At 46.3% G+C, this 25,557-nt stretch carries 24 protein-coding genes and 1 tRNA gene; 14 read left to right on the forward strand and 11 right to left on the reverse strand.

The window, feature by feature from the left end; genetic code table 11:
• Positions 1-26 precede the first annotated feature (26 nt).
• Genes H3S83_RS01045 through H3S83_RS01055 form a run of 3 tightly spaced genes read right to left on the reverse strand, consistent with a single transcriptional unit; the run spans position 27 to position 3,824 of the window.
• Complete coding sequence (locus H3S83_RS01045; protein WP_198238666.1) at positions 27-1,322, reverse strand: cytochrome c; 1,296 nt, start codon at positions 1,320-1,322, stop codon at positions 27-29.
• A gap of 12 nt (positions 1,323-1,334) precedes the next feature.
• Positions 1,335-3,104 (reverse strand): GMC family oxidoreductase, encoded by a 1,770-nt coding sequence (locus H3S83_RS01050; protein WP_077973266.1) that lies wholly within the window; start codon positions 3,102-3,104, stop codon positions 1,335-1,337.
• A 3-nt stretch (positions 3,105-3,107) separates the two neighbouring features.
• On the reverse strand, positions 3,108-3,824 hold the full coding sequence (locus H3S83_RS01055) for a gluconate 2-dehydrogenase subunit 3 family protein (RefSeq protein WP_077973268.1): 717 nt from the start codon (positions 3,822-3,824) through the stop codon (positions 3,108-3,110).
• Between the two features lie 200 nt (positions 3,825-4,024).
• Between H3S83_RS01055 and H3S83_RS01060 the strand changes: the two genes are divergently transcribed.
• The gene (locus tag H3S83_RS01060) at positions 4,025-4,441 is read left to right on the forward strand and encodes a hypothetical protein (RefSeq protein WP_198233074.1); all 417 of its coding nucleotides are present in this window, start codon (positions 4,025-4,027) and stop codon (positions 4,439-4,441) included.
• Entirely contained in the window at positions 4,425-5,270 is an 846-nt protein-coding gene (gene thiD, locus H3S83_RS01065; protein WP_210327021.1) for a bifunctional hydroxymethylpyrimidine kinase/phosphomethylpyrimidine kinase, read from the forward strand. Before H3S83_RS01060 ends, thiD begins: the two co-directional genes overlap by 17 nt.
• Positions 5,271-5,274: 4 nt before the next feature.
• Here thiD and H3S83_RS01070 read toward each other — a convergent pair whose 3' ends face one another.
• Entirely contained in the window at positions 5,275-6,336 is a 1,062-nt protein-coding gene (locus H3S83_RS01070) for a GlxA family transcriptional regulator (RefSeq protein ID WP_198238667.1), read from the reverse strand.
• A 60-nt stretch (positions 6,337-6,396) separates the two neighbouring features.
• Here H3S83_RS01070 and H3S83_RS01075 point away from each other — a divergent pair, with 60 nt between their 5' ends.
• Entirely contained in the window at positions 6,397-7,074 is a 678-nt protein-coding gene (locus H3S83_RS01075) for a DJ-1/PfpI family protein (protein WP_198238668.1), read from the forward strand.
• Positions 7,075-7,218: 144 nt separating this feature from the next.
• Here the strand turns inward: H3S83_RS01075 and H3S83_RS01080 are convergent, their stop codons facing one another.
• The 3 genes from H3S83_RS01080 to H3S83_RS01090 all read right to left on the reverse strand — a co-directional run bounded on the left by H3S83_RS01080 (position 7,219) and on the right by H3S83_RS01090 (position 10,958).
• Positions 7,219-8,721: a DASS family sodium-coupled anion symporter gene (locus H3S83_RS01080; protein ID WP_198238669.1), complete on the reverse strand. Its 1,503-nt coding sequence runs from the start codon at positions 8,719-8,721 to the stop codon at positions 7,219-7,221.
• Positions 8,722-9,540: 819 nt separating this feature from the next.
• Positions 9,541-10,245, reverse strand: a complete 705-nt coding sequence (locus H3S83_RS01085) for an acetolactate decarboxylase (RefSeq protein ID WP_198238670.1) — start codon at positions 10,243-10,245, stop codon at positions 9,541-9,543.
• Positions 10,246-10,883: 638 nt separating this feature from the next.
• Positions 10,884-10,958, reverse strand: a tRNA-Gly gene (locus tag H3S83_RS01090).
• Positions 10,959-11,139: 181 nt separating this feature from the next.
• Between H3S83_RS01090 and H3S83_RS01095 the strand changes: the two genes are divergently transcribed.
• Genes H3S83_RS01095 through holA form a run of 4 tightly spaced genes read left to right on the forward strand, consistent with a single transcriptional unit; the run spans position 11,140 to position 14,875 of the window.
• On the forward strand, positions 11,140-12,099 hold the full coding sequence (locus tag H3S83_RS01095; protein ID WP_198238671.1) for an ABC transporter substrate-binding protein: 960 nt from the start codon (positions 11,140-11,142) through the stop codon (positions 12,097-12,099).
• Between the two features lie 59 nt (positions 12,100-12,158).
• Entirely contained in the window at positions 12,159-13,055 is an 897-nt protein-coding gene (locus tag H3S83_RS01100; protein ID WP_198238672.1) for an ABC transporter permease, read from the forward strand.
• Positions 13,048-13,842: an ABC transporter ATP-binding protein gene (locus H3S83_RS01105; protein ID WP_075869455.1), complete on the forward strand. Its 795-nt coding sequence runs from the start codon at positions 13,048-13,050 to the stop codon at positions 13,840-13,842. The genes H3S83_RS01100 and H3S83_RS01105 overlap by 8 nt, the downstream gene beginning before the upstream one ends.
• A gap of 1 nt (position 13,843) precedes the next feature.
• On the forward strand, positions 13,844-14,875 hold the full coding sequence (holA, locus tag H3S83_RS01110) for a DNA polymerase III subunit delta (RefSeq protein ID WP_198238673.1): 1,032 nt from the start codon (positions 13,844-13,846) through the stop codon (positions 14,873-14,875).
• A gap of 28 nt (positions 14,876-14,903) precedes the next feature.
• Here holA and H3S83_RS01115 read toward each other — a convergent pair whose 3' ends face one another.
• Positions 14,904-15,752, reverse strand: a complete 849-nt coding sequence (locus tag H3S83_RS01115; protein ID WP_198238674.1) for a D-amino-acid transaminase — start codon at positions 15,750-15,752, stop codon at positions 14,904-14,906.
• Positions 15,753-15,989: 237 nt separating this feature from the next.
• On the opposite strand from H3S83_RS01115, the gene H3S83_RS01120 reads away from it, so the two are divergent.
• From H3S83_RS01120 to modC, 5 genes are all read left to right on the forward strand, one after another.
• On the forward strand, positions 15,990-16,934 hold the full coding sequence (locus tag H3S83_RS01120; RefSeq protein ID WP_198238675.1) for a glyoxylate/hydroxypyruvate reductase A: 945 nt from the start codon (positions 15,990-15,992) through the stop codon (positions 16,932-16,934).
• A gap of 122 nt (positions 16,935-17,056) precedes the next feature.
• Positions 17,057-17,848 carry a TOBE domain-containing protein gene (locus H3S83_RS01125; protein WP_198238676.1) on the forward strand — a complete coding sequence of 264 codons (792 nt, stop codon included), beginning with the start codon at positions 17,057-17,059 and terminating at the stop codon, positions 17,846-17,848.
• Positions 17,849-17,857: 9 nt separating this feature from the next.
• Entirely contained in the window at positions 17,858-18,607 is a 750-nt protein-coding gene (modA, locus tag H3S83_RS01130) for a molybdate ABC transporter substrate-binding protein (RefSeq protein WP_198238677.1), read from the forward strand.
• A gap of 5 nt (positions 18,608-18,612) precedes the next feature.
• Positions 18,613-19,299, forward strand: coding sequence for a molybdate ABC transporter permease subunit (gene modB / locus H3S83_RS01135; RefSeq protein WP_198238678.1), 687 nt, complete (start codon positions 18,613-18,615; stop codon positions 19,297-19,299).
• Positions 19,296-20,387, forward strand: a complete 1,092-nt coding sequence (gene modC, locus H3S83_RS01140) for a molybdenum ABC transporter ATP-binding protein (protein ID WP_198238679.1) — start codon at positions 19,296-19,298, stop codon at positions 20,385-20,387. The genes modB and modC overlap by 4 nt, the downstream gene beginning before the upstream one ends.
• Here the strand turns inward: modC and H3S83_RS01145 are convergent.
• From H3S83_RS01145 to H3S83_RS01155, 3 genes are read right to left on the reverse strand one after another with little or no spacing between them, the layout of a single operon-like run.
• Positions 20,350-21,345, reverse strand: coding sequence for a phosphotransferase enzyme family protein (locus H3S83_RS01145; protein WP_198238680.1), 996 nt, complete (start codon positions 21,343-21,345; stop codon positions 20,350-20,352). The two genes, modC and H3S83_RS01145, sit on opposite strands and share 38 nt — an antisense overlap.
• Entirely contained in the window at positions 21,342-21,974 is a 633-nt protein-coding gene (gene metW, locus H3S83_RS01150) for a methionine biosynthesis protein MetW (protein WP_198238681.1), read from the reverse strand. The genes H3S83_RS01145 and metW overlap by 4 nt, the downstream gene beginning before the upstream one ends.
• On the reverse strand, positions 21,971-23,155 hold the full coding sequence (locus H3S83_RS01155; protein WP_198238682.1) for a homoserine O-acetyltransferase: 1,185 nt from the start codon (positions 23,153-23,155) through the stop codon (positions 21,971-21,973). Before H3S83_RS01155 ends, metW begins: the two co-directional genes overlap by 4 nt.
• Before the next feature lie 133 nt (positions 23,156-23,288).
• Here H3S83_RS01155 and hisC point away from each other — a divergent pair, with 133 nt between their 5' ends.
• Positions 23,289-24,395, forward strand: a complete 1,107-nt coding sequence (hisC, locus tag H3S83_RS01160; protein WP_198238683.1) for a histidinol-phosphate transaminase — start codon at positions 23,289-23,291, stop codon at positions 24,393-24,395.
• A gap of 4 nt (positions 24,396-24,399) precedes the next feature.
• Positions 24,400-25,344 (forward strand): prephenate/arogenate dehydrogenase family protein, encoded by a 945-nt coding sequence (locus tag H3S83_RS01165; protein ID WP_198238684.1) that lies wholly within the window; start codon positions 24,400-24,402, stop codon positions 25,342-25,344.
• Positions 25,345-25,557: the final 213 nt, after the last annotated feature.

Genomic DNA, 25,557 nt, shown 5'->3' on the forward strand with positions numbered 1-25,557 from the left:
AATTTGTTTGCAATTTTCACACTTTATTATTTCGTGCGAACCTTGGCGACATCTGCCGCAGTGACTGCCGGAGCATCATTGGTCCAGCTCGAACGCAAGAAATTGGCAAGTGCTGCAACTTCGTCGTCATTCATGCGCCAGCCGAAGCCCGGCATTGCAAGATCGGCAGGACGTTTTTCGGTTGATGGCATACGCGAACCGTTAACGATCACGCGTAGCAACCCGCTTGCATCCTTCGCATTGACGATTTTTGCACCGTCAAGTTCAGGGAACACGCCTTTCGCACCTTTACCATTTACAAAGTGACAAGCATTGCAATTGTCCATGTAAAGGCGGGCACCAAGTGCCATATCCGGTTTTGCTTCAGTCAACATATCTGTTGTCTTTTTCGGATCGCGTACCTGTTTTGGTGCGTCACCAGGAAGAGCAATATGTTTGAGATATGCAACAATTGAATCAAGATCGTCTTCGGTTGCAAATTGCATTGATTCTTCAACAACGAGCTTCATCGGACCGACAACAGCAGAATGACTGTTGCGACCTGTCTGCAAATAGGTCTTCAAATCATCTGCCGTCCAATTTGCAACGGACGAATTCGGGCTACGCAAATTCGGCCCATAGAAACCGTCAATTGTTTCACCGGTCAGGAATTTGTTGCTGTCGCTATTCGTTCCCGATTGACGGAACATGAAATCACGCGGCGTATGGCAAGCACCACAGTGGCCTAAGCTTTCAATAAGATAGGCACCGCGATCAAGTTTCGCATCGTTGAAGCGCGGCTCGAAACCACCTTTGCCGGAAATGGCAAACAAGTTCCAAAGACGGATTCCCCAACGCTGGTTGAATGGAAATGACAGATTGGTTTCTTTGACCTTGGCACTAACCGGTTTTACGCCATGCATGAAATAATCATAAAGCGCAACAATGTCGGGCTCGCTGATCTTGCGATAGTTTTCATAAGGCATTGCCGGATAAAGAAGCTCGCCATTCTTGCCGATACCGTCACGCAAAGCATCACGGAATTGGTCAAGCGTCATATTCTTTATACCGTTTTCATCCGGTGTGATGTTGGATGAATAGATAATGCCGAATGGACTTTTGACTTCGCGACCACCCGCATAAGGTTGGCCACCGGGCGCAGTATGGCAGGCTGCACAATCAGCCATTCTGGCAAGATATTCGCCCCGTCCCTGTTCCGGTTTGAAGTCCGGAGAAAGAGCTTCTGTCGGGCCGGTTCGTTTGATTGGCACAAACATGATTGCCAGAATGACAATGATTGCAAGGATTACCAATCCAATAATAATTTGTACTAAACGTTTCATCGGATGTTTCTCCTATGCCAAAGGCCGCGGGTTTTTGAGGTAATCGGATTTGATATTTTCAAGCATCCAATAGGTCAAAGCGCCGAGCGTTCCTGTAGGATTATGCTGGATGTTCTGCGGGAATGCATTGGCACCCGGAATAAACAGATTGTGGTAATCCCAGTGTTGGAGATAACGGTTCAATGCCGAACGTTTGGGGTCTGTACCCATAATCGCACCACCCACAGTGTGGGTTGTTTGATAAATACGGGTATCATATTGCTGGCCCTCTTTCATCGCCGGTTTCTGACGATATTCATCAGGACCGATTGCCTCGGCAATCTTGTTGATCTTGTCTGTGATGAATTGCGACATTTTGATTTCATTATTGTGCCAGTTGAACGTCATACGCATCAACGGACGGCCGAATTTATCTTTATAAGTCGGGTCAAGATCAAGATAGGCATCACGATAGGACATAACCGAACCGTGCTGGCCGATTGACATCGCATGTCCATACCAATCACCAACAGCCTTCTTCCATTCCGCACCCCATGCCGGTGTGCCAGCTGGCAACGGCATATTGCGAATTGGCTGGCCGTTGGTTTGGCCTGATGAAATACGGCTGCCACCGATAAAGCCTTCTTTTGCCATATCGATCTGGTTGAAGCTGTAATCGTCAAGATAAGAACCGTTACAACCGGTACCGACAAATGGATTGAACACTTTGTCCTTGAAGAACAATGTGCCACCGCCAATAGCAGTCTGGTAGGCATAGTTACGGCCGATAACACCTTCACCGGTAATCGGGTCATAGGGTTGACCAAGACCGGAAAGCAACAACAGGTGAACATTGTTGATCATGAAACCGCCAAGAATAACGAGATCTGCCGGCTGGAAGAATTCTTCATTCTTTTCATTGACATAAGTAACACCGGTTACAGTCTTGCCATCTGCAGATTTTTCAATACGCAAGACTTCCGACTTAACCCGATATTCAAAATTCTTATAACGTTTCAAGGCAGCCAGAACACTGACTTGCGGTGAAGCTTTCGAATAATTGAGGCAGCCATAACGTTCGCAGAAACCGCAATAGTTACAAGGCCCCATCTGCATACCGTAAGGGTTTGTATAAGCCTCGGAAGCAATAGCCGACGGGCACGGAAACGGATGAAGCCCGATTTTCTTTGCACCTGCTGCAAAGAGCCGCCCATTATAAGTATAAGGCAAAGCCGGCATAGGATAGGGGTTCTTGCGCGGGCCTTCGAATGGATCGCCACCTTCCTGAATTTTACCGTTCAGATTGCCGGCAGTACCCGAAACGCCTACGACCTTTTCAAACATATCGAAATGTTTTTCCAGTTCGTCATAGGTAACGCCCCAGTCCTGAATGGTCATATCTTCCGGAATGATATTGCCGAAAGTTTCTTCGATATAGGAACGGGCTCTGAGCTCTTCCGGCTGTGCACGCCATGTCATGCCGTTCCAGTGGATACCGGCTCCGCCAACGCCGATGCCGGGAAGAAAAGAACCCAATTGGCGATAGGGAAGAGCGACCTGATCAAGGCCTCTACGAATCGTTAACGTATGATCGCGCGGGCGGACAGCGGTACCGAGACGAACACCGTATTTCAATTCGTCAGCAGGCTTCGGATAAGCAAAACTCGGAACGGTATCGCGGTCTTCACCACGTTCGAGTGCGACAATTTCCAAACCTTCTTTTGCAAGTTCGATGCCACTGATTGCGCCGGTCCATCCGAGGCCGATGATGACAACGTCTTTCTTCTTCATTGTTTGCGTCATGATTTAAGCCCTTTGACCTGAGAGTGAAACGGGCCCGAGTTTATAAGGAACATTGTCCTTTTCGACCCATTCGAGGAAGCTTGCACGTGCACCGGGGAACCCGATGTAAACCCATGCAGCCATGTCATAATTGCCACCATATTGGGGATCTGCGAAATAACCTTCCTTGGTGTTTTGCAAAAGGAACGAGAAGAAATCGCCAGAACGCAATTCAGCAATTTCGACTTCATCCTTTTCGATACGCTTCAAAGCTTCATCCTGTTTTTCAGCGGGAAGCTCGGCAAAAATCGCACCATATTGGGCTTTGCACCATTCATTGATCTTCGGAATAGCAATGCGATAGGCTTCGGCAGGTGAAGGTTCTGCCTGATAACCTGTGTAACGCGGTGCATCACGATTGAAAGGTGCCTGTCTATACCAGTGGTCCCCTTGCCCCCATGGATCAGCCATTTGCTTGTCAATGAAAACCGGAACACGTGCTTCCAAAGCACCGGGTCCTTTTCCGTCTGAAGGGATGATTCGGGCAGTAGCGGCCATCACAAAAGCCCACTCTTCAGCGTTAAAGAAAGACCGCTGATAGTTTTGTAAAGGAACCGGCCCTTGTGGCTGTGCCATAACGTGACGGGCCGATAATGCGGCGGCTGCACATGCTGCTGCCCCAATAAGAAGGCCCCGCCGCGTAATGGACAGGTTGGTTGCGTTCAAATTTTTTCGTGTCATAAATACCTCCACGAGCGAAATACTGTGCCCTCGTTACACGAATTATGGCAAGATTTAAGCAACAAGACCGTGAGCTCCGAAAAAGTGATAAACCTTCAGTTGATTGTCACATTTTTAAACGTTGATATCTTTATCCATTTTCTATTTTTTTGTTTTCGTTTATGCTTCGTTAAAAGTTTGAAAAAGGGGGAGAGATTCTCGTGAAACAGAATCACTTGATAGTTTTCGTGCTCGCCCCTTTATGGATAGCAGGCTCGCTCGTCTTTTCTTCTGCCAGAACCCCGTCCTTCGAACCTGAAGGTCGCTATTGCGGTTTCGTCTATAATGCCGGTTATATTGTCCGTTCTGAGGTCGTGCTCGGCAAAACGGAAGACGGTCGCCTGATCGGTACCATGACTTATCGTGATGGTGATGATGTCACCAAGGGGACCGTCGAAGAACTTGTAAAAAAGCAGGGCCGTGAACGATCGGTCGAATGGAAAGATAAATATGGTTCCGGACTTGCTATCTGGAAATTTGATGAAAAATTTGATGAATTTGAAGGCCTTTGGGGAACAGGTATGAACATTCCCCGATATACTTGGACAGGAAAACGCTGCAATGACGTCACCAGTTAAGAAAAACGGAACTGTGATTCCCCGCATTCTTTCAATTGCCGGAACCGACCCTTCCGGAGGTGCGGGAATGCATGCCGATATCAAAACCTTTTCGGCAATGAAAACCTACGCCATGAGTGTTGTCACAGCCGTTGTCGCACAAAATACGCAAGGTGTTCGGGCATTCAAAGCCATGGATGCCGATTTCGTCGCTGACCAGATTGATGCTGTTTTCGAGGACATCAAAGTCGATGCGGTGAAAATCGGCATGGTGGCCAATGCCGCAATTGCCGAAGTTATTGCCGATAAGCTTATCCATTATGGCGCAAGCAATATTGTTCTTGATCCGGTCATGGTGGCCAAAAGCGGCGATTTATTGCTTGAAAACGATGCCATAGAAATTATTCGTAATGTACTTGTACCAATGGCTGCCATTATCACTCCCAATCTGCCGGAAGCAGCAGTCCTTCTTAAAACAAAACCGGAATGGTCACTTGAAGAAATGCGAAAATGCGCACCCGATATTCTTGAACTCAAATGTCGTTCTGTGCTGCTAAAAGGCGGGCATCTCAAAACCCCGACAAGCCCTGATATTTTTTGTGATCGGCACGGTGTTATCGAACTTGAAGCGCCACGCATTGCAACGAAAAATGATCATGGCACAGGGTGCACAATTTCGGCAGCCATTGCCGCTTTATTACCGACAACGCCACTTGTTGATTCGGTGCGTTTCGCCAAACGTTATCTGACCGGTGCACTTGCCGCTTCAAATAAACTCGAAGTCGGACACGGGCATGGGCCTGTTCACCATTTTTATGAATTATGGCAAGACGGGATGATCGGCGATTAAACTGTTATTCGTCCGGAAGTTTTGAAAACCGGTCGCGATAATTTTGCGGCGAAACGTGAAAGTGACGTTGAAAAACCCGTCTTAAAGTTTCTTCGCTGCCAAAACCACATTGGCGGGCTGTCTTTTTTATCGACCAGTTCTGTTCAAGATATTGTCGTGCGGCCTCAAGCCGGAAAAGCTCAATGGCTTTGGCCGGTGATGATCCGGTATTACGCGTATAAAGGCGGGAAAAATTCCGTTCGCTCATACCGCATTTTTCGGCAAGAATTGCAACTGACAAGGGACGGGAGAGATTTTTCATAACCCATTGATTGAGGAGATTGAATCGTTCATCTTCGCAATAAAAATCGAGAAGTTCGCTGAACTGGCTTTGCCCACCCGGACGACGAAGATAAACAACCAATTGACGAGCAACGGATTTTGCAAGATCAAACCCCAAATCTTCTTCCACCATTGCCAAAGCCATATCTATTCCGGAGGTGATTCCGGCAGATGTCCAGATTTTGCCATTGCGGATAAAGATTGCTTCGTTTGTCCATAAAACATCGGGATAATCTTTTTCGAATTCGCCTATCCTGCTCCAATGCGTTGCTGCTTTTTTCCCGTCAAGTAGTCCGAGCTTTGCCAATGCTAGAGAACCGCTACAGACCGATGCTGTACGCCGCGTTTTCCGGTTCATCATATCAAGCCACTCAAGGAACTTCGTGTTTGCGGCAAAGCGGTTGATGCCGCGACCACCGCTTATAATAAGCGTGTCAAGGTGATCGGGAGCCAAGGACAAAGGTCCAACTGCCAATTCCAGCCCGCTTGTCGTTCTGATTTTGTCATTCTCAGCAATTGTCAAAAGTTGGTAGGGCTTCACGTTACCTTCATAAAGGTCATTGGCACTGGCATAAAGGTCATTGGCGCTCGAAAAAACCTGCATTGGGCCAGTAATGTCAAGCAGTTGCGCATCGTCAAAGCAGACAATAGCAATCGTTTTTGGCGCAATGGTTTCCGGTGCAATAGTTGCCGGATAACCAAACGGATTTTGTTTTTTTGGCTTAAATTGTGGGGTCTTTGTCATGACTGCCAATCTAGCGTGCTCTATGGTTTTTAAAAACATATTTTTAAAAAGGGATGATCAATGACCATAAAAGCCGGATTTTTTATTTTTGATGAAATGCAACTTTTGGATTTTGCTGCACCCTACGATGAATTTTGTTCAACTCCTGAAATAGAGGTTTCTCTCATTGGAGAAACCTTGAAGCCGATTACAACGACGAGCGGTTTATCCTTTGCGCCCGATCATGATATCAGCACAATCCTTCCGCTTGATGTTCTGTGCATTCCCGGAGGAGATGGCGTCAATCAATTTATCAATAATGAACCGGTACTCGATTTTATCCGTAAAGAAGCAAAAGAAACCCGCTTTGTCACATCGGTTTGCACCGGTTCGCTTATATTGGGTGCAAGCGGCCTTCTCAAAGGTCGCAAAGCCACAACCCACTGGAGCGCCATGGAATTTCTACCGCTTTTCGGAGCAATTCCTGTTCAGGAACGTGTCGTTGTTGATGGTCATATCATAACCGCCGGCGGGATTACTGCAGGTATGGATTTCGGCTTGGTCATTATCGCAAAACTTCTAGGCCAGGAAACGGCCGAAAAAACGCAATTGCTCATGCAATATGATCCCGAACCGCCATTTGATTGTGGAGCACCTGAGAAAGCCCCGAATGCACTGGTGGAGCAACTTCAACAGGAAAATAATACTGACGAACGGAAAAAAATTATCCGGAAATGGCAGGAAAAACACGGGTTCTGACAAGCCGTTGCGCATCTTGATTTTCAATACGATAAAGTTTCTCAAAAAAAATGCCGGTATAAACCGGCATTTCTAGCATAATTGAATCTCCGCTGTTTTTTAACGGATCGGAGGAAACCACCGATAAACGATGGTTTCAGAGGCTTACCAATAGCCCAATATTTTCCACCAGATACCGCCAACAATTGCGAAGACCAGAAGATTGACGACACTCATCACAAAGCCCACGCCCCACCAGCGGCCAAGAGTGACGTAACCCGAACCGAAAATAATCGGTGATGTACCGGTGGCATAGTGGGTCAAGCACATCATGATTGCCGAGGCGGCAGCCATCAGCAACATGAACAGATTAATATAATCACCGGGAATGAGGTTAACACCAACCATCAGGAAGGCCAGCATCATTGCACTGATGTGAGCTGTCGTACTTGCAAATACATAGTGGGTATACATGAATGTCAGGATCAATACAGCCATCGCTGCAGGCCAGCTCATGCCGCTTGATTCAATAGCAAAGCGCAGTCCGTCAGAGAACCAGGCAATAACACCAAGTTTGTTAAGCTGTCCGGCAAGCATAACCAGCGCACCGAACCAGATGAGAGTATCCCAAGCACTTTTTTCCTTGAGCACATCATCCCAGGTCAGTGTTCCGCATAACAACAGGATGACCAGACCAACGAATGCAACTGCCGTCGGATCAACCGAAAAAGACGGGCCGAACAATGCTGCCGGAAGACCTGCCCACAACAAAAGCATAATGACGAATGTGAGCAGCATAATAATTTCCGGCGCTTTGATCTTACCCAGTTTCTGCAACTCATCATGGGCAAAAGTGACAGCATTCGGAGTGATTTTGAGTTCTGGCGGAGAAATCAGATAAATGACGAAAGGCATGAGCAACATGGCAACAATGCCCGGTACCAACATGCACAGTGCCCAGGTGCTCCACGAAAGCGTGAAACCTTGATGGGTTGCTTCGGCAATATAATTGACAACCAGCGGATTCGGAGCTGTCGCTGTAATAAACATGGCCGAGCTGATCGGATTTGCGTGATAATTGACTAGCGCAAGATAAGTACCAACTTTGCCTTGCGTTCCTTTCTGGGGAACAGAATCATAGGCAAGGGCAATCGAGCGCATGATCGGGTGAATAATACCACCGCAGCGCGCTGTGTTGCTTGGGGTAAAAGGAGCAAGTAATAATTCGCAAAGTGCGAGCCCGTATCCGATACCGATGGTTCGTTTACCGAGAAGACGAATGAAATAATAGCCAATCCGTGCACCCAAACCTGTTTTAATCAGGCCGCGCGAAACAATGACCGAAATAACAATGAGCCAGATTAGCGCATTGTCCATTGAGCCCAGCGCATCGGCGACAGCTTTCGGTGATGTCGGTGATGTCACTTTTGACAACATGACCACCGCAATCGTGATCATCGACATGACGCCAAGAGGCATAACTTTAAGAATGATGCCAAGAATAGCTGCCACAAAAATGGCTACAAAATGCCAGGCTTCTGCAGTCAAACCGGCAGGCTTCGGCGACATATATAAAGCCCAGTAAATGAGCACACAAATAATACCGGGAATAATACGAAAAGGTACATATTCCGATAGTTTCTGGTTTAATTTGCTTAGGGATTGCATCAATATAATCCTTTATGAAGGCTTCTCCAGTAAGGGTTTTATATAGAAGATTTCAGTTTATAGACCAGTCAAAAGAAGCCTTGGTCTCATGAAACATCCACATCTTAATATCACTTTGAATGAAACTGGCAATAATATGATTTCTCTTGCCACATTATCCAGATTTGAAACGAAAAACGATAAAATCTCATATTGATAGAAATAACGTTATAGGCAATTTTCGTTTAATTGATACTTTTACCACCGTTGTTCATATAATCGACAAACTTGGTTTCCGCTTTATAGGTAATTTAGTACTTCAATAATTACCTCCGCATATTGTTCTCAAAACTGGAAATCTCTTCTCCGAAGGCCCCGAACAATTCTCGTATAATGCCATTTGGTAAAAACACCCTGATTGGCGAGGTATTCTGCCCGTACTATAATTGTTTTTCTGTTCATTCTTAAAGTTCAACCAGCCCTTTATTAAGATACGGTCTTTCAAAAAATCTGCTTCGCATAGTGCCTTTGTCTTCAAATGACCGGTTACCATATTCGAAATTATATCCTGTTAGTGTCAGATTACCGGCCGTATGCAACCATGTTTCCTGAACGCATTGCCGATAATTGCCAAGCAATCTTGACCGGTCTTTCGGCAATGTCATTATCGGTATATCGTGACTGGAAACATAGAAAAACAGAAGACCATTTTGTATAGAAGGGGAAAACTTCGATAGAAATTCGGGTAAAAAAATTCTTCCGACTTACTCACCCTCTATCAAAAAAACTCTAGGAATTTAACGTTCTCCGACCATTCTGACAAAACGAAGAGCACAAGCCTCAGTTTTCAAACTGCTTGATGATTTTATCCATATCGGCAACTTTCAAATCATGATCAAGATAGGCCTTTTTATCGGATAATTCGATATCCAAACCGTATTTGGTTTCGTATGACAAAGTACCTTGTTCAATCGAAAAATCGATCACATGGCCACCCGTTGTCCGGTTTTTGTCAACGAGATGAACATGAAAGCCGGCAACCGAAACATTCTGGAAAAATTCCGGCGTCCAAAACCCGATAAGCTCCCCTTCAATGTCTTTGATATCTTCAACAATTTGGTGTTCAGCCACTTCCATTGCGTTTTTAAAACGCTGATGAAGCTCCCTCGGTCTTCTCACCTTCAAATAGTCGAATTTGCCTTCCAATTTTATCGCAAGAAACACATTATCGAATTTCAAATGTTTCGAGAGTTCCTCATATAGTGTCGCTTTCGAAACGTGTGAAATCGCAAAACTCGCCTCGGGGGCAAATGTCGTAATTTGCGCAAATGGCATTCTTTCTTTGTCATCCATTATTCGTAACGGTCTGTTACCTTTGGCATCCCAAAAATGACAACAATCAATAATGACTTCTCCAGTCAAACCTTCCGAACATCCCAAACCGAAATTTCCATGTTTTTTAATTTCCGATATCGGAAATAAACCATCAAAAACTCCCATCATAAGAGCATTAACGCCTGAAAATTGGGTTATCTTTTTTGTCATTACGTATTGTTCCTGTTTTTCAACCTGCCAAAGCTATTTCGGCAAAATTCATTCTTTGAAAATAACTGCTTTCTACATAGCAATCACACTCAAAAGTTCAATAATAGGTTGTTTTGATAGTTGAAAATGTCTCGAGGAGAGAAGCGATCTGTCAGACAAAACATGTGTTCTTCGACAGTTTTAATCGTTCGACACAGTTTATCTACTATGAGGAAAATCGAACTGTCAGACTTGATTATCGATTGACAAGTCGTTTTAAGGTCTTTCACTTAATAAAAAAATTCGAAGGGGGGGTGAAATTCGCAAACAGGCTTTTCAGAGAAATTACATCTTTGACATCTTTTACGAACCCGATTTCGTTTTAAAAATTTCTTATTTAACCGGAACACGAAATGTCTTTTCAATGTCTATCGAATCTGAAAGCATATTAGATCGATTTCGCATGAAAATTTCTATGAAGATTCGTCTGCTGACGAGTTTCCGCTTCAATCTGACGCTTTTAATGCGGAAGACAGAAAATCTCGATAAACGCTATCTTAGATAAGACACGAAAGCTCACATATTGAAATGGGCTCTTCAAGCTTGTCACAAGGCCTCATGCACGCAAAATATCTTTATATTCATATTTCGGGGAAAATTGGAGCGGGCGATGGGATTCGAACCCACGACCCCAACCTTGGCAAGGTTGTGCTCTACCCCTGAGCTACACCCGCTCACAAACCGGAAGTGCTTCGTTTCGGTCGTGCCTATATGACCCAACCTTGCGACGATTGCAACATAAAAAATAAAATTCTTTCAATATTCGTTTTTCATGCTTTAAAAATCGTTGAAAATGTTGATTTCCGGCCAAGGCTCCAATAAAGCTTTTAAGAGGTTTTAGAGGGAGAAGTGATTATGCGACGTTTGGTTCTGGCAGCCGCAGCAATTTTGGCATTGGGAAATTTTTCATTTGCAGCCGAAAAAGTGAAAGTCGATATTACGCAGATTGTTGCCCATCCGGCTTTGGATGCCGTGCGCAAAGGCGTAGAGGACGTCCTCGCACAAGAGGGCTACAAGAATGGCGAGAATCTCATTCTCAACTTCCAGTCGGCGCAGGGAAACATTTCCACAGCAACACAGATTGCACGCCAATTTGTTGGCGACAAGCCGGATGTGATTGTTTCCATTGCAACGCCTTCGGCACAAACCATGCTTGCAGCGACCAAAAACATACCGATTGTTTTTTCGGCTGTTTCAGACCCCGTTGAAGCAAAGCTCGTACCGGATATGAAAAAACCCGGTGGAAATATTACCGGTGTATGCGACCGTTCGCCGGTTGAAGAACATATAAAGCTCTTGAAAGAAATCAAACCTGATCTGAAAAAACTCGGCTACCTTTATAATGCTGCCGAGGCCAATTCGGTTTCGACCTTGAATGTTTTGAAAAAGCTTGCAGAAAAAGAAGGAATCGAGATTATTCCCTCGGCTGCACCGAAATCATCCGACGTGCAGGCAGCAACCCGCGCCCTTATCGGCAAGGTGGATATGATTTATGTACCGACAGACAATACAATTATCTCGGTGCTTGAAGGTGCAACGAAAGTAGCAGCCGAATCAAAAACACCGCTTTTTACGGCTGATCCGAGTTCGATCGGGCATGGTGCCTTTGCAGCCCAGGGAATCGATTATTATGATTCGGGGCTCGAGACCGGTAAACTCGTTGTCCGTATTTTAAAAGGTGAAAAACCCGGAGACATTGATGTTGTCACACCGGAAGGAAAAAATGTGGCGATTGATCTTCAAGCTGCGGAAAAAATGGGGGTTGCGATTCCCCAACCGGTCCTTGATCGGGCGGCAAAAATTATCAACAAATAAGGTATCCTGACGGTGGAATTTTTCGATACTGACATAATTGCAAGCGGGGCTATTGCCTCATGAGTATGTTTGCCTTTACCGGTGCTGTCGAACTCGGGCTTGTTTATGCGTTTGTCGCTATCGGAGTCTATTTATCCTTCAGGATTCTCGATTTTCCGGATTTGACGGTGGACGGTTCGTTTCTGTTAGGCTCGACCGTCTGCGGTGTTATGATTCTGTGCGGTTTCAATCCGTGGTTTAGCATGTTTTCGGCTTTGATTGCAGGAATGATTGCAGGACTTGTTACCGCACTTTTGAATTTGAAGTTCGGCATTTTGAACCTCCTTGCATCCATTTTGACAATGTCGGCGCTCTACACCATCAATCTTCGGATTATGGGAATTATGGGGGTATCGAATGTCAATCTCGGTTTGGCAGATACCGCACTCACACCGTTTTATAATCTGTTCGGATTGCCGGATATGATTATCCGCCCGCTTTTTGTTGGCATACTCGTCATCATTGTTGCTTTTCTTGTCTGGCGTTTTCTGGAAAGTGAAATCGGCCTTGCCATGAGGGCAACCGGAACGAATCAGCGTATGGCGAAAGCTCAGGGAATCAAAACCGCGCTTCTCATTTATGCCGGTATGGGGTTATCCAATGCTCTGGTTGCTCTTGGCGGCTCGCTTTATATCCAGACCGCTATTGCGACCGATATAACGGGAGGTGCAGGAACCATTGTCTTCGGGCTTGCTGCCGTTATTATCGGCGAGACATTGTTTAGAACCCGAAATATTTTACTGATTATCATAAGCTGCATTGTCGGTTCTGTGCTTTATCGTGTTGCTGTGCAATTTGCATTTGAAGGCAGTAACCTTGGTATTGATACATCGACAGACTTGCAGCTTATTACCGCTTTGATTGTGGTATTGACTCTTGTTTTGCCGCATTATCTGGGGGCAAAAAAGCATGATTGAACTGCAACATATCGGCGTAACATTCAAAGCCGGAACGCCCTTGGAAAAACAGGCGCTTATTGATCTCAACCTTAAAATAGAGCGTGGCAGCTTTGTAACCATTATCGGGTCCAACGGTGCTGGCAAATCGACCATGCTTGGGGTTCTTGCCGGAGATATCTTGCCCAATGAAGGCAAAGTCATTATCAACAATATTGATGTTTCGAGAAAATCGACTGCCGAACGGGCGGGTATGATCGCACGGGTTTTTCAGGATCCGCTAGCAGGAAGTTGCGGGTCACTCACCATTGAAGAAAATCTCGCCCTTGCCGCCCGTCGCGGAAAACGACGGGGGTTGCGATCGGCTCTGACAAAAGAAAATCGCGAAATATTCCGCGCCCGTATTGCCGCTCTCGGTCTTGGACTTGAAGACCGTATCCAGAACCGGATGGACAGTCTTTCGGGCGGGCAGCGTCAGGCTTTGGCGTTGATTATGGCCACTCTTTCAGATGCCGATGTTTTGCTGCTTGACGAACATACGGCCGCACTTGATCCGGGAATGGCCGAATTTGTCATGAAACTTACAGAAAAAGTTATCAAGGAAAACAATCTGACCACTTTGATGGTTACCCACTCTATGCGGCAGGCACTTGATTATGGTGATCGTACCTTTATGCTGCATGGTGGAAAGGTAATACTTGATGTGCACGAAGAAGAACGCAAAGGTCTTGATGTGAGCGACCTTGTCGGCATGTTCCAGAAGGTCAGAGGTGAAGCGCTCGACGATGACAAGCTGCTGATGGATTAACATGGCGCAGAAAAAAGCACATGAGGTCGACGGTTTCCTTTCACGTTTACAAGCGCAATACCCCATTGTTCTGATTTACGGTCCCGATAAAGGGCTCGTTTCCGAACGGGCTTCGAAATTTGCCAAGCTCACCGGTGTCAAACTTGATGACCCGTTTTCCAATATCAGGCTTGAAGCGGCCGATCTTGAACGTGACCCGACGCGCCTTCTTGACGAAGCCCATACGGTTTCGCTGTTTGGCGGAAAGCGGCTCATCTCGATAAAAAACGCCGGCAATGGACGAAATCTCACCGAAGTCGTCAAAAAACTTGCAAAAACCGGCCTTGAAAATGTTTATCTGATGATAGAGGCCGGAGACCTTAAAAAAGGTGCGAGCTTGCGATCGGCTGTGGAAACGGCAGCATCAGCCATGGCACTTCCCTGTTATGCCGATGATGCACGCTCGCTTGAAGGACTGATTGATCAGGTGCTCGGTGAATATCACCTTTCTATTTCGCTTGAAGCAAGAAAATGGCTTAAAGAAAGCCTCGGGGGAGACCGGCTTATTTCGCGCAGTGAATTGGACAAGCTTTGCCTTTATGCAATGGACAAGAGCGAGATTACGCTTGATGATGTAAAAGCTGCCGTGAGTGATGTAAGCGGCCTCACTTACGATGAAATTATCGATGCTGTACTCATTGGTGATCTTGTCGGCTTTAACAACCGTTTCGACCGTCAGGTTGCAACCGGTAACGCACTTTTTTTGATATTAAGCGCAGCCGAGAGACCATTCCAACAATTGCAAATTTTACGCCAACAAGTGGAAATCGAGGGGAAAACGCCCTCTTCTGCTATTGCTTCGGCGCGTCCGCCTATTTTCTTTCGCCGACAAAAGGTTATGGAACAGGCACTCAACCGCTGGACATTGAAGCGGATTGCGGAAGCGATGGAGCGGTTACAAAAAGCTGTTCTTGAAAGCAGAGAAAATACAGCTCTTGCCGAACCGATTATCCGGCAGGCACTTTTGGCGCTTGCTGTTCAATCCAAGCGCTAGAACTAGTTTCCGATATTAAACAAAAGCTCTAACTGCGTTTGACGTGTTCGATATAAAGCTCACGTAAGCGCAATGTTACTTTTCCGGGGTTACCATCGCCAATTTTACGCCCGTCAACGCTCAAAACAGGAGCTGCAAAATTGGTGGTCGAGGTAATCAGTGCTTCACTGGCGGCATAGGTTTCTTCCAATGTAAAAAGCCGTTCTTCGACATTAATACCGTTTTTGCGGGCAAGTTCGAGAATCGTACCGCGGGTAATACCGGGCAAAATGGAGTGATCCAACTGACGGGTTATGAGTGTTCCCTGACCATCGACAATGAAGAAATTGGAAGAGGTTGCTTCGGTCAAATAGCCATCCTCGACATAGACTGCATCGTCAACGCCCTCGGCATGGGCATGAGTCTTGGTCAGAGACGAATAAAGAAGCTGCGTCGTCTTGATGTCGCGGCGGCACCAGCGTCCTTCTTTCACCGATATCATTTTCAACTGCGGCATTTTTTGAAGATTTTTGACAAAGCCTGTCTGGGTGAACATGAAAAGGCAGGGCTTCAATTCGCTATTGTCATAAACAAAATTACGATCCCCCGCACCACGCGAAACCTGAAGATAGACAGTGCCGTTGTCAAGACCGTTTCGCTTGATAAGCTCGCGATGAATATCGAGCAATTCATCTCTATCCACGTTGAATTCTATCTCCAGCGCTTTCAGAGAATTTTTCAGCCTTTTGATATGTCCGTCAAAGTCGAGAAATTTTCCGTCAAGAAAAGAGGTGACTTCATAAACGGAATCGGCAAACATGACAGACCTGTCAAAAATTGAAATCCGGGCATTTGTTTCATCAAACCAATCGCCGTTGACATAAACGGTGCGTGTCATCTTATTTTAACCTCTTCAACATAATTCACCAGCGGAAAAGATTTATCCTGCCGGAAAGAATCCGGATATTCCGGTTTTAGAAAACGGGAGCCTTCCAATTTTCCGGACGATCATTTTCCGCGTTTTAAAATCACTATGGAATTTTGGCTAAACTTAAGGCAGATTTGGCAGAGCAGCAATAGCCGAGATGTCGCGGCCGATCATTTCGTGCCGCTTTTTTCATAAGGAAAATATCCGATGGCAGAACCGATTGCTTTTGTCAGCCGTAGTGAACAAACCGAAAGGGATAACTGGTTAAAAATCCTGTCCGAAAATTTGGGCGATGAAAAGATTGTTGATTTCAACGATTTGAAACCGGAAGATTATGGCGCAATCGAACTTGCCATTGTTGCAAACCCCGATCCCACCCAATTGAAAAAACTCACAAATCTGAAATGGATACAAAGCCTGTGGGCAGGTGTCGAACGGATGGTGAAGGAATTACCCGAAAATGCACCGCCGATTGTACGGCTCGTTGATCCCGCTTTGACCGAAGCCATGGCCGAAGCTGTTCTTGCATGGACACTTTATTTAACCCGCGATATGCCGCGCTATCATCGCCAGCAACAGGTGCGGCTCTGGCAAGCTCATAGCTATAAGCCCGCCTCACAATGGAAAATCGGCCTTCTCGGTTTAGGTCAATTGGGAAGAGCTGCAGCGAAATTGCTGACACTTACCGGATTTCAGGTAAACGGTTGGTCAAGAAGCCAAAAGACACTTGATAATGTCACATGTTTGAGCGGAAAAGCCGGTTTTATGCGACTGATTGAAACAAGCGATATTGTCGTTCTCCTTATACCGCTCACCAATGAAACAACGGGGCTTCTTGGACAAAATGAATTTGCCCATATGAAAAAGGGAGCAAACCTTATCAATTTTTCCAGAGGGCCTGTTATTGATACAGATGCTCTTGTTGACGCTCTTAATAAACATGAGCTCGATCATGCGGTTCTTGACGTTTTCGATCAGGAACCTTTGCCGCCCGATTCGCCCTTATGGCTGAATGAAAATATAACCGTGCTTCCCCATATTTCGGCGCCTACAAACAAAGAAAGTGCCGCAAAAATTGTGGCGAAAAATATAGCAAATTGGCGAAAAACCGGAAAATTGCCGTCTGTCGTCAACCGGATGCGCGGCTATTAAAATAATATCTAGACAAAGCCAAAGAAAAACCACCAAAAACCGGCTTTAGAAAAATTGGTGCGGAAACCTTGCTTTCGTCATAATCGTTATATAGGTAAACTATATAACAGAATGGTATATCTATGTCGGTCAAAGCAACCTTATCTTTCACAGAAGATCATATCGGCTCGGTCGGGCGCGAGCGCATCAAGCTTCTTGAGGCTGTCGGCCGCGAAGGTTCGATTTCTGCGGCTGCCCGTTCTGTCGGGCTTAGCTACAAGGCTGCATGGGATGGCATTAGCGCCATGCAAAACCTCGTTGCAAAACCGCTCTTGAAAAAGAATATCGGCGGGAAAAATGGTGGTGGTGCCACCCTGACACCGGAAGCGTTAAAACTCATCGAAACTTTCCACCATCTTGAAACCGGACTTGCCACAATGATGAAGCAGGCCTCAGATAATTTGTCGGAAATAGGTTTAAGTTCGACAGGGCTTTTACAAGGTTTCATGATGAGAACCTCGGCACGCAATGTTGTATCAGGCCACATTTTATCCATCGAAAGTGCAGTACCAGCCGCATTTGTGACCATCGGTATTTCCGATAAAATCGCTATCAAAGCCGAGATTACCGAAAAAAGTGTCGAGCGGCTTGGACTTGTCAAGGGGCGTGAGGTTGCAGCTCTTATCAAAGCACCCTTTGTCAGGGTCGTACCTTTTGAAGACAAGGACAATTTTTCTGAACAAAATCGGATTCCGGGAATTTTACAATCAATCACTGTCGGCAAAAAAAGCGTCGAGCTTAACGTTGAAATTGGTGAAGACAAAACACTCATCGCAACAATGAGACCGGACGACCCCTCACTTAAAGGACTTATGACCAATCAACCTGTTCTTGCACTTATCAAGGCTGAAAACATCATTATTGCAACATGTTAGGAGAAGGCAATGAAATCCAAACTCGCTTTATCGGTCGGTCTGTTGCTGGCAAGTGTAACCTTTACCCATGCCGGTGAAACCGTTGTTGCAGTGGCTGCCAATTTTACCGAACCCGTCAAGGAAATTGCCGAACAATTCAAAGAAAAGACCGGACACACGGCAACACTTTCATTCGGTGCCACCGGTAATTTCTATACACAGATAAAGAATGGTGCTCCTTTCGAGGTATTTCTTGCAGCCGATACCGAAAGGCCAACCAAAGCCGTTGAAGAAGGCTATGGTGTCAAGGGAACAGAATTTACCTATGCAATCGGCACATTGGTGTTGTGGAGTGCAAAAGATGACCTTGTAAAGGGTCCTGAAACTTTGACAGATAGCAAAATTACCCATATTTCCTTCTGTAATCCCGATGCTGCCCCTTATGGCAAGGCGGCTGTCGAAACCATGGATGCGCTAAAAGTCCACGACAAAATCAAGGACAAACTTGTCGAAGGGCAAAACATTTCGCAAGCCTACCAGTTTGTCAAAACCGGAAATGCCGAAATCGGTTTTGTTGCTCTATCCCAAATTATCAATGAAAAAGGCGGCTCGAAATGGATTGTTCCTCAAACCGACTATAACCCGATCCGTCAGGATGCCGTGCTTTTGAAAACCGGTGAAAATAACGAAGCGGCAAAGGCTTTTGTGAGCTTCCTTAAAGGTCCGGAAGCAGCAACCATTATCAAAAAATATGGCTACGCCCTGCCGGAAACAAAGTAGAAAGCATGATGCTTCTTTCCAATGAGACCTGGACCGCGATCAAGCTTACGGCCGAATTGGCGACGGTAACCACGTTTTTTCTGATGGCTATCGGAACGCCGATTGCTTTGTGGCTGTCGCGATCCAAAACTTATGGAAAAGAAATCGTCGCATCCATTATCTCCATACCTTTGGTTTTGCCACCAACAGTTCTGGGCTTTTATCTTCTGGTGTTTCTGGGACCTAATGGACCGGGTGGCTTTATTGCACCATGGTTCGGCATGGGTAAATTTGCCTTCACTTTTGAAGGGCTGGTCATCGGCTCGGTCATTTATTCCATGCCTTTTGTTGTTCAACCCATCCGCAATTCATTCGAGGCTATGGGAAAGCGGCCGATGGAAGTTGCAGCAACATTGCGTGCTTCGCCATGGAAAGCATTCTGGAAAGTCGCGCTTCCGATTGCGAGCCCCGGTTTTATGACTGCCGCTGTTTTGGGGTTTGCCCATACAGTGGGCGAATTCGGTGTTGTGCAGATGATTGGTGGAAACCTGCCGGGAAAAACGGCCGTGATCTCGACCACTATTATGAGCTATGTCGAAGCCGGTCAGATGCATGAAGCCAATGTTTTATCAATCATTATGGTTATCTTTTCATTCTGCATCATTCTGACTGTTTCACTCTTGCAAAAATTCATTGAGGCGCGAACATTATGAGTGAAACCATTTCCGTTGATCTTAAAGGGACGCTGGGCAATTTTACGCTTGATTGTTCCTTTCATGCACCGCTTCGCGGTGTCATTGCGCTTTACGGCCCTTCCGGATGCGGAAAAACTTCTGTTTTGCGCGGTATTGCCGGACTTAATCGTTTTTCGGGAAAAGTCGAGATCGGCAATGAATGCTGGCAAAACGAAACCGGTTTCGTTCCTGTTTATAAACGTCCCCTCGGTTATGTTTTTCAGGAAGCCAGTTTGTTTCCGCATTTATCCGTCAGAAAGAACCTTACCTTTGCTATGGCGAAAGGCGAAAACAATCTCTCGCCGACATTCGACGAAGTGGTGGAATTTTTGAATATTGCCCACCTTATCGATCGTGCGCCGCACAATCTCTCCGGTGGTGAGCGTCAACGTGTGGCAATTGGCCGCGCGCTCTTGTCGCATCCCAAGATTCTCCTTATGGATGAACCGCTATCGGCGCTCGACAAACGGTCGAGAGATGAAATCCTTCCCTTTCTGATTGGTCTGCGTGACCGTCTTTCAATGCCGATCATTTATATCACCCACGATATTTATGAAGTCGAACGGTTGGCCGACACATTGGTGTTGATGGATAGTGGCAAAGTTATTGCCTCCGGCAGTTTGAGAGAAATTGAAGCAAATCCTGATCTGCCACTTGCCCATACCCGTGAAGCTGCTGTCAATCTTGACGGCTATGTCAAATCCTATAATGAACATACCGGCCTTGTCGAAGTGGATGTACCGGGCGGCACGTTCGTTGCCCCGTCTGCACCTTTGGTAGGGGGGAAAAAAATGCGCATTCGCATTGCTGCCAATGATGTGAGCCTTGCTGTCGAAAAACCGCTAAAAAGCTCGATCCTCAATGTGATGCCGGCACGCATTCTGACAATGCGGGAACAGGGGCATTTTGAAGTTCTGGTCAAACTGGAATTGGGTGATAATGGAAAGGGAGCGCATTTTCTTGCACGCCTCACACGTCATTCATGGCAAATATTGGGGCTTAAAGAAGGAATGAATGTTTATGCCCAGATTAAAGGCGTTGCCCTGATCGACCAGCAAGAGGGCTAACTTTTTCAAGATAGGCCTTCGCGAGTTCAACCGTGCCTTTCAAAAAAGTTTTGCGAAGCTTTTTAGCTGTTGGCGTTTGATTGTGCGTTTCAAGCCATGCTGTCAATTGCAAACGGCGCATCATGACGAGATGGACAATCATATCTGCCATTTCCCGATTTACCGGCATCACTTCTCCATAACCTTCAAGCCATGCACTGATATAGCTTGGCACAAATGGGCTATCTTCAATAAAACTCAGAGAGTTGGCAAGATCCAATCCGAACCATGAAAAGCCGCAATCATCAAAATCGATCGCCGCAAGGTTTTCGCCATCAATCAACAGATTTGCAAGCCGCAAATCGCCATGGATAAGACCGTAATGGGCTTTATCTTTTGGGAAAGTTGAAGAAAAAAATTCAAGCGTTTTATCGCAGTTTTCAAGAATTTCACGATCGGCAGGTTGAAGATTTTCGGCCTTTCGCCAATCTCCCCAGACAGCATTCGGGCCGATCATTGTTTCATAAGTCCAATGTTTACGAATGAAGCTTTCCGGCCTCACCCAATTCATGGATTGGCGATGCAGTTTGGCGGAAATTTTGCCAAGTTCAAAAAACCGGCGCACAAGCGCCTTATCAGCTTGAGGTTCTTGTCCCCGTATAAACGAAAAACAGGCAAGCCTGAAAATGCCCGCTTCGACAAACAATTGACCGGAACGGGAAGTGAAAAGATGTGGAACCGTTACAATGCCGGATTGCTCGATTGCCTGAAGCCAAAGGAGTTCGGATAAAATTTCATCATTTTGATGATAGGAAGGCCGATAAACTCGTATAATTCTTGTCTCGTCCCCGAAAGTCACCCGAAAAGTCGCATTTTCCGATATGGTGAGAAGGTCGATGCGGGCGCTCTCGGGAATATCCCAACAAGCAAGATGATCCCTTACCAAAGTCGGAAGATCGGTTTCGGCTTTATTGATCATCGATGTAACAGAAACACTGCCTGTTGCCCGAACAAATTCCAGGCTCCCAACGGCAATTTGCCTTTGACGGGTTTTCCCTGCCGATTCAACACCACCGCTTCTTCGATTTTTGCCCCTATTTCATTGACCAGATCGATAAAATCCTCAATCGTGCAAAAATGGATATTCGGCGTATCATACCAGCTATAGGGAAGCTCTTTGGTAACCGGCATACGGCCGAGAAAAAGCAGATGTGCGCGGGCGCGCCAATAACCGAAATTGGGAATGGAGACAACGGCCCTCTCGCCAATGCGTAAAAGTTGTTCGAGCACGACCTTCGGATTGTGTGTTGCCTGCAAGGTTTGCGAGAGAATAACATAATCGAAACACGAATCCGGATAATAAACGAGATCGCTATCGGCATCTCCCTGAATGACCGAGAGTCCTTTAAGCAAACATTGGTCAACACCTTGTTGCGACAATTCGACACCGCGCCCATCAACATTGCGCCGCGTTTGCAACAGATAAAGCAGACTACCATCGCCGCAACCGACATCAAGAACACGGGCACCCGATCTTATAAAATTGGCGATCACTTCAAAATCGGTACGGGATTTTAGTGCCGACAATAATTCTTCATTCTCGCTCATGCCGTCAATCCCCTCTGTTCTGCGGCCGCTGTCAGGAAACTGTGAATGGCAGAAAACATCACCGGTTCATCAAGCAGAAAAGCGTCATGACCTTTATCGGTTTTGATTTCAACAAAAGAAACCCGCGCTCCGGCAGCGTTGAGTGCGTGGACAAAGGTGCGACATTGTGCGGTGGTAAACAGCCAGTCACTGGAAAATGAAGCGACAAAGAACCGCCCGCGCGAGCCCCTGAAGGCATCGGCCAAATGGCCCCCATATTCGGCTTGAAGATCAAAATAATCCATGGCACGCGTCAAATAAAGATAGCTATTGGCATCAAAGCGCTCGACAAATGTCATACCCTGATGACGCAAATAACTTTCTATCTGGAAATCGGCATCAAAGCCGAACGTTATCTGGTCTCTATTTTGTAAATTCCGCCCGAATTTGCGATGAAGTGCCGCTTCCGAAAGATAAGTGATATGGGCTGTCATTCTGGCAACAGCCAAACCTTTTGTCGGGCGTTTTCCTGCTTCGAGATACCGCCCGCCCAACCAGTTGGGATCGGCCATAACGGCTTGTCTGCCAATTTCATCAAAAGCGATATTTTGTGCCGAATGGCGCGCACCGGTCGCAAGAATAACAGATGAAAAAACTTTTTCCTTATAGGCTGCAGCCCATTGCAATGCCTGCATTCCGCCCATGGAACCACCAACCACACAAAACAACGTTTTGATTCCCAGTTTTTCAACAAGCATTGCCTGTGCGCGCACCATATCTCCTATCGTGATAACAGGAAAATCGAGTGCATAGGGCTTTCCCGTTTTCGGATTTTTCGATGCCGGACCGGTTGAACCGAGGCACCCTCCTAACACATTGGAACAGATCACATAATAGCGTTCGGTATCAATAATTTTACCGGGCCCTACCAATATATCCCACCAACCGGGCTTTCCGGTTACCGGATGGGTGTTGGCAACATGTTGGTCGCCAGTCAAAGCATGGCAGATCAAAATGGCGTTGCTTTTGTCTTCATTCAATGTGCCATAGTCCTGATAGGCAATCTGGAAAGGCGATAAAACAACGCCGCTATCAAGCTTTAACGGCTCGTCTTGTCCGAACAGCGCTACTTTACTGTCAGGAAAATCAGCTTGGGAATTTTTCGCGCCGGAAGATTTTCCGGACGATTTTATTTGTGTCATGTCGGTTGCACCGTCTTGAAAGAAAAAGAATAGCTAGTCGCCTCCTCTGACAAATGTCAAGATTTTCTCTCGACTTCGGATGAAAGCAAGGGTATTTCGTAAAATATTAAACTACCAGACCGGATAAATATCGATGAAAAAAGATGTTCTTGTTGACCGTCCACAGCCTAGGAAAGGTATTCTGGATATTGCAGCTTACGTTCCCGGATCAAGCGAGACCAAAAATACAGGGAAAGTTTTCAAACTTTCTTCGAACGAGTCGCCGCTTGGCCCCTGTCCTGCAGCGATTGACGCCTATCGGCAGGCCGCAGCACATCTTGAACTCTATCCGGATGGTTCGGCCACACCGCTTCTTGAAGCCATTTCGGAAGTGACAGGACTTGCAAGAAGCAATCTGATGGCGGGAAACGGTTCTGATGATTTGTTAGGACTTTTATCCAATACCTATCTTACAGCCGGTGATGAAGGAATCATGACCGAACACGGCTTTAGCGTTTACGAGATACAAATCAGAGGGACCGGCGCAAAACCTGTTATTGTGAAAGAAAAAGACTGCCGCATCGATATTGATGCCATTCTTGCCGCAGTAACGGAAAGAACAAAAATCGTATTTATCGCCAATCCCGGTAATCCGACGGGTACCTATCTGACAGCAACCGAGGTCAAAAGGCTTCATGCAGGGCTCCCTAAAAATGTGCTTTTAGTCCTTGACGGTGCCTATGCCGAATTTGTCACCGAGGATGATTACGATACCGGCGTCGAACTTGTTTCGGCGAACGAAAATGTTGTCATGACACGCACATTTTCAAAAATTTACGGACTTGCCGGTTTGCGTGTGGGATGGATGTATGCGCCTCTTCATGTCATTGATGCGGTTAACCGTATTCGTGGGGCTTTCAATGTCAGTGTACCGGCACAAGCTGCTGCAAGTGTTGCTTTTCGCGACCGTGCCTATATCAAGAATGCTATAGCCTATAATTCAAAATGGCGTTTATGGCTCACACATGAAATCGAGGCATTGGGGCTTAAGGTTACGCCTTCTGTCACCAATTTTCTGCTCATCCATTTTCCGGCAGACAAAGAAAAATCGGCCGCTCAGGCTGATGATTATCTGAAAGCCAACGGGTATATTTTGCGCCGCGTTACCGGATACGGATTTCCGAACGCGTTGCGCCTTTCCATTGGATCCGAAGAAGCAAATCGCGGCGTTGTCGCCACATTGAAAAATTTTTTGAAGTAGAAAAATGTCTGAAGTCAAATTTAAAAAAGTCGCCCTTATCGGTATCGGTCTTATCGGTTCGTCCCTTGCCCGTGTTATCCGACAAAAAAAGTTGGCCGATCATATTGCCATTTCCACCCGCACAGGAACGACACTTGAACGGGCACGCGAACTTAAACTCGGTGACAGCTATACAACCGACAATGGCAAAGCGGTTGAAGATGCCGATCTCGTTATTGTTTCGGTTCCGGTCGGTTCATCCGGTCAGGTTGCTAAGGAAATTGCACCACATCTAAAACCCGGTGCCATTGTTACCGATGTCGGTTCTACCAAAGCATCGGTTATCCGCCAGATGAAACCGGAATTGCCCGATAATGTCATTTTTATCCCTGGTCACCCCATTGCCGGTACCGAATTTTCCGGTCCTGACGCCGGTTTTGCTGATCTTTTCATCAATCGTTGGTGCATTTTGACCCCGCTTCCCGGAACAGATGAAAAAGCAATCGCCAAATTGACGCAATTCTGGGAAGCCTGTGGTGCAAAAGTTGACAGAATGGATCCCGAACATCACGATCTGGTTCTGGCAATCACATCGCATCTGCCACATCTTATTGCCTATAACATTGTCGGCACGGCCAGCGACCTTGAAAAAGTCACTAATTCCGAAGTCATTGCCTATTCGGCTTCCGGTTTTCGCGATTTCACCCGCCTTGCCTCTTCCGACCCGACAATGTGGCGCGACATTTGCCTGAACAATAAAGACGCTATCATTGAAATGCTCGGACGGTTCAGTGAAGACCTCGCGTCGCTCCAACGTGCAATCCGCTGGGGGGATGGACAGGCTCTGTTTGACCTTTTCACGCGCACACGTGCCGTAAGACGCGGCATTATTGATGCGGGGCAGGAAGTTGATGCACCCGATTTTGGTCGTCAGGTTGCTCGCAAACACCCCGAAGATCTAAAAAAATAACCGGACTTCACAAAGAAGCGTGTTTGCCAAAATTAAACGCGCTTCTTTTAACTATCTCTTATAACCGGATTTGTCTGAGACGATCGGTTCATGTCCGTGTAGCTCAACAGGCTTTCAAAACAAAAAGCAACAAGCGATAAGCAATGATTGCCCATATTTGACGAAGAAAATAGGGCGCCTTCTTGTTAATCCGGATTTCTTTTATGCCAGCGT

The sequence above is a fragment of the Bartonella sp. W8122 genome, from assembly GCF_016102485.1.
In the GTDB taxonomy this organism is placed as follows: Bacteria; Pseudomonadota; Alphaproteobacteria; order Rhizobiales; family Rhizobiaceae; genus Bartonella; species Bartonella apihabitans.

What these genes read in the sequence shown, in the direction of transcription:
- hisC (WP_198238683.1), top strand. Translation starts at nt 23,289, where the DNA reads ATGAAAAAAGATGTTCTTGTTGACCGTCCACAGCCTAGGAAAGGTATT.
- H3S83_RS01100 (WP_198238672.1), top strand. Translation starts at nt 12,159, where the DNA reads ATGAGTATGTTTGCCTTTACCGGTGCTGTCGAACTCGGGCTTGTTTAT.
- H3S83_RS01165 (WP_198238684.1), top strand. Translation starts at nt 24,400, where the DNA reads ATGTCTGAAGTCAAATTTAAAAAAGTCGCCCTTATCGGTATCGGTCTT.
- H3S83_RS01055 (WP_077973268.1), bottom strand. Translation starts at nt 3,824, where the DNA reads ATGACACGAAAAAATTTGAACGCAACCAACCTGTCCATTACGCGGCGG.
- H3S83_RS01155 (WP_198238682.1), bottom strand. Translation starts at nt 23,155, where the DNA reads ATGACACAAATAAAATCGTCCGGAAAATCTTCCGGCGCGAAAAATTCC.
- holA (WP_198238673.1), top strand. Translation starts at nt 13,844, where the DNA reads ATGGCGCAGAAAAAAGCACATGAGGTCGACGGTTTCCTTTCACGTTTA.
- H3S83_RS01075 (WP_198238668.1), top strand. Translation starts at nt 6,397, where the DNA reads ATGACCATAAAAGCCGGATTTTTTATTTTTGATGAAATGCAACTTTTG.
- H3S83_RS01095 (WP_198238671.1), top strand. Translation starts at nt 11,140, where the DNA reads ATGCGACGTTTGGTTCTGGCAGCCGCAGCAATTTTGGCATTGGGAAAT.
- modC (WP_198238679.1), top strand. Translation starts at nt 19,296, where the DNA reads ATGAGTGAAACCATTTCCGTTGATCTTAAAGGGACGCTGGGCAATTTT.
- H3S83_RS01085 (WP_198238670.1), bottom strand. Translation starts at nt 10,245, where the DNA reads ATGACAAAAAAGATAACCCAATTTTCAGGCGTTAATGCTCTTATGATG.
- modB (WP_198238678.1), top strand. Translation starts at nt 18,613, where the DNA reads ATGATGCTTCTTTCCAATGAGACCTGGACCGCGATCAAGCTTACGGCC.
- H3S83_RS01050 (WP_077973266.1), bottom strand. Translation starts at nt 3,104, where the DNA reads ATGACGCAAACAATGAAGAAGAAAGACGTTGTCATCATCGGCCTCGGA.
- metW (WP_198238681.1), bottom strand. Translation starts at nt 21,974, where the DNA reads ATGAGCGAGAATGAAGAATTATTGTCGGCACTAAAATCCCGTACCGAT.
- H3S83_RS01145 (WP_198238680.1), bottom strand. Translation starts at nt 21,345, where the DNA reads ATGATCAATAAAGCCGAAACCGATCTTCCGACTTTGGTAAGGGATCAT.
- H3S83_RS01080 (WP_198238669.1), bottom strand. Translation starts at nt 8,721, where the DNA reads ATGCAATCCCTAAGCAAATTAAACCAGAAACTATCGGAATATGTACCT.
- H3S83_RS01115 (WP_198238674.1), bottom strand. Translation starts at nt 15,752, where the DNA reads ATGACACGCACCGTTTATGTCAACGGCGATTGGTTTGATGAAACAAAT.
- H3S83_RS01045 (WP_198238666.1), bottom strand. Translation starts at nt 1,322, where the DNA reads ATGAAACGTTTAGTACAAATTATTATTGGATTGGTAATCCTTGCAATC.
- H3S83_RS01105 (WP_075869455.1), top strand. Translation starts at nt 13,048, where the DNA reads ATGATTGAACTGCAACATATCGGCGTAACATTCAAAGCCGGAACGCCC.
- H3S83_RS01120 (WP_198238675.1), top strand. Translation starts at nt 15,990, where the DNA reads ATGGCAGAACCGATTGCTTTTGTCAGCCGTAGTGAACAAACCGAAAGG.
- modA (WP_198238677.1), top strand. Translation starts at nt 17,858, where the DNA reads ATGAAATCCAAACTCGCTTTATCGGTCGGTCTGTTGCTGGCAAGTGTA.
- thiD (WP_210327021.1), top strand. Translation starts at nt 4,425, where the DNA reads ATGACGTCACCAGTTAAGAAAAACGGAACTGTGATTCCCCGCATTCTT.
- H3S83_RS01125 (WP_198238676.1), top strand. Translation starts at nt 17,057, where the DNA reads ATGTCGGTCAAAGCAACCTTATCTTTCACAGAAGATCATATCGGCTCG.
- H3S83_RS01070 (WP_198238667.1), bottom strand. Translation starts at nt 6,336, where the DNA reads ATGACAAAGACCCCACAATTTAAGCCAAAAAAACAAAATCCGTTTGGT.